Genomic DNA, 1721 nt, shown 5'->3' with positions numbered 1-1721 from the left:
CGTAGTTCCTTTGCCGCGGGGAGCGAGCGTGCGTTCTCGGGGGCGAGGTCCAGTGCCATCCGCGCGGCCGTAAGGTAGCGCGTCCGCCGCTGCTGGGGCGGTATGGCGTCGATGATCCGCGCGGCCTCCTCCATCCCCGTCTTCGGGTCGGTGCGGACCTGGAGTGCTGCGGCGTGGAGGCGGACGCCTGTGGCGGTCAGGTCGTCATCGGCGCCTCGGCCGCTGAGCACTGTGTTCTGTGCCTCCATCGCGTGCTTGACGTCGTTCGCCAGGGTGTAGATGAGGCTCTTGTCGAACCACAGGCCCTCTTCGCGCTTGGCCCAGTGCGGATCGAACGGTGTGCCTCCGGGCATGCGCTCGAATGCTGTCTCCGCCTTTCGGAGTGTGACGATGGCTTCGTCAAGGCGTCCCAGTCGAGCAAGAGCCCCGGCCTCGGCACACAGGGCGGAGACGAGCGGAGCACTGGGCTGATCTCCTGCCAGGCGTCGTGCATGCTGCGCGGCTGCCAGCACCGCGTAGAGATCATCGGATCGGTCGCCCAAACGGTAGAGCGCTTCGCGGCTGCGCACCCAGGAGGCGAGCATGTCGTCTCCGGACTCGTCGCTCAGGGCCCGGGTCTTGATCCACCACCGGTGGGATTCTCTGCGGTCTCCGAGATCCAGAAGCTTTCCGGCGATCAGCAGCGCGTGCTGTGCGGCGGCGTGGGTGAGGCCTTTGCGCACCTCTTCGGGCTGCTCGCGGGCCAGGTGTGGGGCGATCGCGCTGAACTCGTCGGCGAGTGTTTCGAGGATGGTGGCGGGCGGCTCCTGACGTGCCCGCTGGCTATAAAGGAGCGCCGCGTTTTCCCAGTCGTCGATCATCGACTGGGAGACGCTCGCGCCCGGGATCTTGGGTTCGGAGACCTGCCATGCCTGGGTGAGGGCCGCCAGGACGGGGGCGACGGTGGCGCCGGCGGTGACCTTCGCGCCGTCCTGCAGGAGTTCGCGTCGCTTCACGGGGCCGTGCTCCTTACCGGAGACGATGAGACGTGTTTTCACGTTACGCTCGTTGGCGGTGATTTCGTCCTGGAGTTGTTGGATCAGGCGGCGGACCTCGAACAGGCAGCCTGCGCCGTCGATCGCCTGGTCGAGGGCCCTGGTCGTTTCCAGGGTGGGCAGGCGCTCTCCTTTCTTGATCATTGAGATGTACGCCTCGCTGCAGTCGGCGGCGTGGGCGACCGCTTTGTTCGGGCGGTTGTTGATGCGCGCGAGATGGGAGAACACCCGGGCGTAGATCCGCATGCAGATCATCGCGGTGATGTTTTCGGGCCGGTCGTTCATGATCACCCCACAGTTGCCTTGTGGTGGGCGGGCCCCGCTGCTCACCCAGAGTTAACACCCTGGCACCGACGATAACCGGTGCTGGTTGGTGAAGTGTGCGGCTCACGAATATTGGCCGACGCGCGCGGCCGGTGCCCCGCCCCCTGTTGCCGGCCGCGCGCGATCAGACCGACCCGTCATGCCGAGAGAATCCCACCAGTGAGCGACTGTCAAAACTCGATCTTCGATACGGACATCGACCGGGCGCTCGCCGAGTTGCGACGCCGTTTTCCCGGCGTCTGCCTGTGGTACGGCACCTACACCGGCCACTTCTGGGCGATGATCCAGGACGCACGCGGCGACCGCTTGATCGAGGCATCGTCCTTCGCGCAATTCTCCGAGTACCTCACCGAGGCCCTTTAC

Annotated in this window: 1 protein-coding gene and 1 pseudogene; one reads left to right on the top strand and one right to left on the bottom strand. The window is 66.1% G+C overall.

What is annotated here, in order from left to right; translation table 11 throughout:
- Positions 1-1319: tetratricopeptide repeat protein (locus tag QSK22_RS33175; RefSeq protein WP_285498458.1), on the bottom strand; the 1319-nt coding region annotated here is incomplete at its 3' end.
- Positions 1320-1517: 198 nt separating this feature from the next.
- On the opposite strand from QSK22_RS33175, the pseudogene QSK22_RS33170 reads away from it, so the two are divergent.
- A pseudogene (locus tag QSK22_RS33170) lies at positions 1518-1721 on the top strand (hypothetical protein); the annotation flags it as partial.

Origin of the sequence: Actinomadura sp. NBRC 104425 (assembly GCF_030269545.1) — a bacterium.
GTDB classification, from domain to species: Bacteria; Actinomycetota; Actinomycetes; order Streptosporangiales; family Streptosporangiaceae; genus Spirillospora; species Spirillospora keratinilytica.
This window is presented reverse-complemented; position numbering and strand designations above follow the sequence as displayed.